Source organism: Algoriphagus sp., from assembly GCF_030694375.1.
In the GTDB taxonomy this organism is placed as follows: Bacteria; Bacteroidota; Bacteroidia; order Cytophagales; family Cyclobacteriaceae; genus Algoriphagus.
Genome location: NZ_JAUXYL010000001.1, coordinates 1 through 6,925, shown reverse-complemented (window position 1 = coordinate 6,925; position 6,925 = coordinate 1). Strand labels below are relative to the sequence as shown.

9 protein-coding genes and 1 pseudogene are annotated in these 6,925 nt (G+C 38.8%); 5 read left to right on the top strand and 5 right to left on the bottom strand.

Annotated elements, in window-relative coordinates; translation table 11 throughout:
• The first annotated feature begins 521 nt into the window (after positions 1-521).
• From Q8M62_RS00050 to Q8M62_RS00030, 5 genes are read left to right on the top strand one after another with little or no spacing between them, the layout of a single operon-like run.
• Positions 522-1,763 (top strand): dihydroorotase, encoded by a 1,242-nt coding sequence (locus Q8M62_RS00050; RefSeq protein WP_304901685.1) that lies wholly within the window; start codon positions 522-524, stop codon positions 1,761-1,763.
• A complete protein-coding gene (locus Q8M62_RS00045; RefSeq protein ID WP_304901686.1) occupies positions 1,756-2,268 on the top strand; it encodes a DUF4199 domain-containing protein in 513 nt (170 codons plus the stop codon). The genes Q8M62_RS00050 and Q8M62_RS00045 overlap by 8 nt, the downstream gene beginning before the upstream one ends.
• A gap of 7 nt (positions 2,269-2,275) precedes the next feature.
• Positions 2,276-2,824, top strand: coding sequence for a DUF4199 domain-containing protein (locus Q8M62_RS00040; RefSeq protein ID WP_304901687.1), 549 nt, complete (start codon positions 2,276-2,278; stop codon positions 2,822-2,824).
• Between the two features lie 3 nt (positions 2,825-2,827).
• Complete coding sequence (locus Q8M62_RS00035; RefSeq protein WP_304901688.1) at positions 2,828-3,790, top strand: glycosyltransferase family 2 protein; 963 nt, start codon at positions 2,828-2,830, stop codon at positions 3,788-3,790.
• Positions 3,790-4,752, top strand: a complete 963-nt coding sequence (locus tag Q8M62_RS00030; protein ID WP_304901689.1) for a glycosyltransferase family 2 protein — start codon at positions 3,790-3,792, stop codon at positions 4,750-4,752. The genes Q8M62_RS00035 and Q8M62_RS00030 overlap by 1 nt, the downstream gene beginning before the upstream one ends.
• On the opposite strand, the gene Q8M62_RS00025 is transcribed toward Q8M62_RS00030, so the two are convergent.
• From Q8M62_RS00025 to Q8M62_RS00005, 5 genes and pseudogenes are all read right to left on the bottom strand, one after another.
• Complete coding sequence (locus Q8M62_RS00025) at positions 4,749-5,513, bottom strand: class I SAM-dependent methyltransferase (protein ID WP_304901690.1); 765 nt, start codon at positions 5,511-5,513, stop codon at positions 4,749-4,751. The genes Q8M62_RS00030 and Q8M62_RS00025 overlap by 4 nt on opposite strands.
• 100 nt (positions 5,514-5,613) lie before the next feature.
• The gene (locus tag Q8M62_RS00020; protein WP_304901691.1) at positions 5,614-5,973 is read right to left on the bottom strand and encodes a hypothetical protein; all 360 of its coding nucleotides are present in this window, start codon (positions 5,971-5,973) and stop codon (positions 5,614-5,616) included.
• Between the two features lie 48 nt (positions 5,974-6,021).
• Entirely contained in the window at positions 6,022-6,198 is a 177-nt protein-coding gene (locus Q8M62_RS00015; RefSeq protein ID WP_304901692.1) for an Arc family DNA-binding protein, read from the bottom strand.
• A 3-nt stretch (positions 6,199-6,201) separates the two neighbouring features.
• Positions 6,202-6,696, bottom strand: a complete 495-nt coding sequence (locus Q8M62_RS00010; RefSeq protein WP_304901693.1) for a hypothetical protein — start codon at positions 6,694-6,696, stop codon at positions 6,202-6,204.
• Positions 6,697-6,699: 3 nt separating this feature from the next.
• Positions 6,700-6,925: pseudogene (locus Q8M62_RS00005) on the bottom strand (SPFH domain-containing protein); the annotation flags it as partial.

Genomic DNA, 6,925 nt, shown 5'->3' with positions numbered 1-6,925 from the left:
CGAACAGAGAAGTTAAGCCCTGCAGCGCCGATGGTACTGGGGTTACACCCGGGAGAGTAGGTCGCCGCCACATTATTCAAAAGCCTTTGGAGCAATCCAGAGGCTTTTTTGCGTTTAAACCCTCCCTGTTTTGAAGGGAAGGTCTTGTGATAGTGATTTGCATCTACGCTCTGAAAGAGAGTTTAATCCATTTATCTGAGTATCAGAAAGTCGTCTAAGCATTAAAATTCGATGGGGAGCTATCTCTAACTATAAATTAATGTTTTTTAGAACAATTCTTAGATCCCCTTGCTTAGTGAGGACTTTTGCTATCTGAACACTTTATCTTAAAGTGATTGGACGTTGTTTATTTCTATAAAACAAATAATTTTCGGTTTCGAAATCCGTTCCAACTTTATCTTCAATCAAGGATAAATTGGCCTCTTAAGTGAATCCCTTTCAACTTTGTTTAAAGAGGTTTTATCCACCTTACATTTCTTTTTATACTTTATTGTTGCACTTTTGCAGCATAACTCAAATTGATGGCGGTACTACTTAAAAACCTCAGATTGATCCAAGAAGGAGTGATTCTTGACCCTTTGAATTATATATTTAAAAATGGGTCTATTCAGGAAGTTCTTAAAGGTGACCCAATAACTTTTGAAACTGAGATTGATTGCACCTCCTTTTTTGCTTCCAAAGGCTGGGTGGATCTTCGCTGTGGACTTGGCGAACCTGGACAGGAGTACCGAGAGACTGTAGAAAGTCTTTGTCAATCCCTTACAGTTAGCGGATTTGCTCACGCTCTGGTGTTACCCAATACTGATCCAGTCATTCAATCTAAGAATGAAGTAGACTTTGTTTTAAACAAAGCCAAGGCCTTTTCGGCTCAATTGCAAGTAATGGGGGCGGTTACAAAAAATGCATCCGGAGATGATCTGACTGAAATTTTGGATATGCATTTCCAGTCGGGTCTTCGGTTCTTTGGGGATGGTATAAAAACATTGTCAAACTCTGACCGCTACATGAAGATCTTGCAATATCTCCAGAAATTCGATGGAATACTGTTTGATCATGCCTACGATTCACTCCTGGGGATTTTTGGGCAGATGCACGAGGGTGAGGTTTCCACAAAACTCGGGATGAAAGGAATTCCAAATCTAGCTGAAGATGTAGCTATTCAACGAAATCTTGAAATAATAAGATATGCAGGGGGAAGAGTGCATTTCCAAACTGTTAATACAGCTAAAGGGGTGGAATTAATACGTAAAGCAAAAGCAGAAGGACTTCAAGTGACAGCAGATGTTTCAATTTATCAATTGATATTCTCGGACAGTGATTTGGTTACTTTTGATTCTAACTACAAAGTCAAACCTCCCTTTAGAGGTAATGACGATAGAAAAGCACTAATAAAAGGACTTAAAGACGGAACGATCGATTCAATTGTTTCAAATCACCAACCTCATGATTTCGATTCTAAATTTGCCGAATTCGATTTAGCAGCTTTTGGTATGGCGGGACTTCAGACCTTTCTTCCGGCAATGGTAAAGCTATCAGAGGAAATTGGTTGGGAACTTCTGATTGAAAAAATAACAATGGGTCCGGAAAAAGTAATAGGAAAACTATCTGATTCATTGACTATTTTCGATCCTGAAGAAAAATGGCTTTATAACGAGAAAAGCAATAAATCATTATCCTCAAACAATCCATGGTTTGGAATGGAACTTCAAGGTAGAGTGAAGTATGTCATTCAAAAAGGCCAATTAATCAAGGCGGATGAATAGGTACTTAATTACTGCTTACCAATTTGGCGCCTTGGGCGGGATTTTGAGTTTTATCGCCTTTTATTGTTTTTCGTTTTTAAATCCTGATCCTACCAATTTAAATTTAGTCTTTGGGTATTTTCTAGTCCCGGTGTCAATTTTTTTATCAATCAAATTTTTCAAAGATTATTCCAATTCAGGCTATTTATCCTTCGCCGAAGGAATGACAGTTGGTTTTGTCACTTATTCCCTTTTGGGCATTTTGTCAACGATTGGGATATGGACGCTACTTCTACTTTTCCCCGATTTATTTGAGGTTATTAAAACTCAGAAAATAGAACTGTTATTTGAGAATAAGGATTTAATTATATCCCAAGTGGGAGAAGCCTCGTTCAATGCAACCGAATTAAGTATGAATGGTTTGACGCCTTGGAACGTCGCGCTAAACGATGGACTTTGGAAAATCATCCCAGGAATGTTTTTTAGCATTATTATTTCTATTATTTTCAGAAAAAACCCAAGCTAATTTTATTATGGAAGAGCAACAAACACCTTTTCAAGCAGCAATTAAACCTGGTCTCACGATGGGTTTGGTCGCTTTGGCTGTGACTTACATTGCCTATTTTATTGATTCAAGTTTACTAGCCTCAGGTTGGTTTGCTTTAATTTCCCTTGTCATTTTCTTTGGTTTGATTATTTATTTTGGACAACAGTATAGAAATGAAATTGGTGGCTATATGACTTTTGGGACTGCATTTAATTTTAGTTTCATAGCTATTTTGATGTCAGGACTTGTTTCTTTAGCAGGGCAAATTCTCCTTTTTCAGGTAATAGACCCATCATTACCACAAGTTTTAGCAGATATAACCTTTGAGAATTCTATAAAAATGTTGGAGAGCTTTGGTCAAAACCCAGATGCCCTGCCAGCTGGTACCCTAGAAGAGATGAGAAAAAACACCTCTTCAACATTTACACTTGCTGGGCAAATCAAAAACTTTGGTTTTGCATTAATTTTGTACGCGATCATCGCTTTAATATTAGCAGCAATTCTTAAAAAGCGTGACAAATCGCTTGACTATTAAAATATGACTCAAATTTCCGTAGTTATTCCTGTTTTTAATGAGGAAGAATCGTTGCCGGAATTAACTCATTGGATTAGCCGTGTGATGAATGAGCACGGCTTTTCTTATGAGGTGATTTTAATTAACGATGGCAGCTCGGATCGATCTTGGGAAGTGATTCAGAATCTTTCCGCTCAAAACATGCAGTTAAAGGGACTGAATTTCACCCGTAATTTTGGTAAATCCGCTGCTTTAGATGCAGGATTTCGTCGTGCCCTGGGTGATGTCGTTATCACGATGGATGCTGACTTGCAGGATAGTCCGGATGAAATTCCCGGCCTCTACGAAATGGTTTCAGGAAATGGATTAGATGTGGTCTCAGGATGGAAGAAAGAGCGCCATGATCCCTTATCCAAAACTATTCCCTCGAAATTTTTTAACGGTGTCACCCGTTGGATTTCAGGAATTCAGCTACATGACTTCAACTGTGGCCTGAAGGCTTATCGAAATAAGGTCGTGAAAAATATCCATATCTACGGTGAAATGCACCGCTATATCCCTTTACTCGCAAAATGGAATGGGTTTGGAAAAATTGGCGAAAAAGTTGTTCAACATCAGCCCAGGAAATATGGGTATTCTAAGTTTGGTTTAGAGCGTTTTCTCAATGGATTTTTGGATCTGATTACCGTTTCTTTTGTACACAGGTATAAGAAAAAACCCATGCATTTCTTTGGCCTTTTAGGAACGCTTTCATTTCTGACAGGCTTTGTTATCACTGCTTGGCTGATTTTTGAAAAAGTTTATGGCCTTAGCAAAGGCTTAAAAGTCCGAGAAATTGTTGATCAACCCTTGTTCTTTCTTGCCCTAGTGGCATTAATCATTGGTGTCCAACTTTTTGTCACGGGTTTCATTGCTGAATTGATGACTTCCAACCAATCCAAAGAGATCGAATATAAAATCGATGAGGAAGTCAACTTTGATTTTTGATGTATTTTTCAGTCATTATACCGGTTTACAATCGGCCTTCAGAGGTTTTTGAACTTTTCACGAGTTTGGTTCATCAATCCCACAAGGATTTTGAAGTGATATTAATAGAGGACGGATCATCCCTTAAGGCTGATCAGGTGGCTATGAAATTTAATTCTGAGCTGACTATCCGTTATTTTTTCCAAGAAAATCAAGGCCAGGGATTTGCCCGAAATTTTGGCATGACTCAAGCAAAAGGAGATTTTTTTGTCATTTTGGATTCTGACGTAATCCTCCCACCTGATTATTTGCAGATTTTAGACAAGGCTATTTCAGATAGGAAACTGGATGCATTTGGAGGCCCTGATGCAGCGGCGGAAGATTTTTCAAACCTTCAAAAAGCTATGGATTTCGCCATGACTTCATTTTGGACAACCGGAGGAATAAGAGGAAAATTGAAAGATCCTTCCAAATATCAAGCCCGTGGGTTCAATATGGGAGTTTCCAGAAAAGTTTTCGAAACTATCGGAGGTTTTTTGGATCCCAAGCATGGAGAAGATATAGAATGGAGTATGCGGATAAAAAAAGCAGGTTTTAGGCTTGAATTGGTGGCCGAAGCTTTTGTCTACCATAAACGAAAAAACACGCTTAAATCTTTTTCCAAACAGGCTTTTTCATTCGGGCGAAACCGTGTCAATGTCTCTAGATTTCATCCTGAGGCGATCAAACTCGTGCATTGGATGCCTACTTTTTTTCTGATGTTTTTGATTTCAATTGTGGTCAACGCAATTTTTGTCCAAGCATTTTTGATCCCCCACGTCCTTATTTTTGCAATTTGGTCAGGATTGGTTATTTACCAAGCGAGTTGGAAATATCAATCTATTTTGGTGGGTGATTTGGCGTGGATGACTTCGGTCATTCAGCTTTGCAGCTATGGCGCAGGCTTGGTTTATGAACTCGTCAGAAAATTCTACAGAGGTTAACGCCCTTTTCTGCAAACGAAAATCACTTCATCCGGTGCCAAAGCATATCGCTTTACTTGTGCTGTCGGAAGATCTTTTACAAAAAGGTTTTCTTCAATTTGAAGACCTGATTGGCCAAGTCGTTCGGCGTAGTCTTTGCCAAACTTCCTGACGTGATCCCGTTGACCAAATAGTCTTTCTCTTTCTGCAGGATCGGTGATGGTTTTGTCTTCAATTGTTTTTTCAAGAGGATATACAGGAGATTGCAAAATCCCCCATCCACCCGGTTTCAATACCCGATTGAATTCAGAACATGCCAAAACATCATCGTCAACATGTTCTAAAACGTGATTACAAAATACCACATCAAAAGAATTATCCGGAAATGGAATGGAATGTACATCCATTTTTACCTTAGCCAGAGGTGATTCGATATCAGCGGTGATGTAGTCTAAATTTGGTAAGGCTTCAAAGCGATCAATAAAACAATGCTCGGGAGCCACATGAAGCACTTTTAGTTTTCCGGAAAAAAAGTCGGTTTTTCCTTTCAAAAATAGCCACATCAACCGATGCCTTTCCAAAGCCAGACAGTTGGGGCAAAGGGCATTTTCTCTTGCAATTCTCCCATAAGGTAGAAATTTCTTGTACTGGTTTCCGCATACCGGACATTCGACCTCATTTCCTTTGTTTAATTGAGAGAGAACCTTCATTACCAGCGGGCTGACTGTCTGAAGTATGGGACGTGGGATATAGCGAATTACAAAGCTAATTAGGGTTTTCATGCTGTTTATATTGCGATGCAAGTTAGGTATTCCCTTTAAAAAAGAACGGAGCTGATAAAATACCAGCTCCGAAAAAATCTTTTTGACCTTAAATTCGAGGTTAAATCATCTCTCCTGATTGCTGAAGAAATTTTTCAAGTTTTGTAATCTGATCTTGAAGCTTATTGATGTTTTTTCGCTGCTTTTCTAAGGATTTTGTGATTTTTGAAACTGCATTTGGAGATAGTTTTCCTGCGGAATTTCGCTTTTCAAATTTGCTCAGGTTTGAGTTGTATTTTTCTTTGGCTTTAGTCAATTTAATTTTTGACTTTTCAAGGTCTACTTTGGCTTTCTGAATTTTCTTTTCTTCTCTCAATTCCTTTTTTGAAACTTGAGACTCAGACTGGGCGAAAGATGGGGTGACCCCAAAAGAAAAAATCAAAGCAATGACAATTCCAGAAATTAAAGTTAGTTTTCTCATATCCAAATTTAATAGATTCAATAATCAATTAAACGTATAAGTCTAAAATCAATCTTTTTGTTCCATTGAATCTCCTTTTGGAAGCCTTCCAGCTTTCCGTAAAGACTCCCGTATAATCCATTCCAATTGTCCGTTTGTACTACGGAATTCATCTGCCGCCCATTTTTCTATAGCCTTCATCATGGATTCATCCAGACGGAGAGCAAATGCTTTTTTCTTGGACATGATTTAATCTTCCAGCCAGTTTTCTATAAATTCCTTAAGCTCTTGTGATTTCTGAGTTCCAATCACTATTTTCTTCTTCTCATTTAAATCGAGTGATAATCCTTTGTCTCCAAGTACGGTATAGGCTTTTGTCGTTCTATTTCCCTTGATTCCCCATCCTCCATGGTCACTAAGAGGGTTAAATGATATGACCTCAGCCGAATGGATTTGGTGTTTGAGGACATTTCTCCAACCGATGAACGGGAAATACCTGTAATGGATTCCCTTTTCATCGATCCTGGTTTCAAGTTTTAAATTGAAGATAAGTGCCATCACCAGAGTTATAATAGTGAATACTACAGCCAACGCAATTATGCCTTCTGCTTTGTCGGTATCGGTATTGCTATTGAGCGCGATGACGGCTACCAAAACCAGTGTAGGTATTTCAAGCATCAATACCAGATACATCACCCATGTACCTCTGTAGGTTTGTTCTTCCTTGAAAATCCTTCCGTGCATGGTTTATTGATTTAGCGTGCCTACATTCAATACGGGACTGGCACTTTTATCCGAGCATAGGACTACCATCAGATTAGACACCATTACTGCTTTTTTGTCATCATCAAATTCAATGATGTCTTTCATTTTCAAGTCATGTAGTGCCATCTCTACCATGCCAACTGCTCCATCTACAATCTTGCGACGTGCCGCAACAATAGCTGTCGCTTGTTGTCGCTGGAGCATGGCG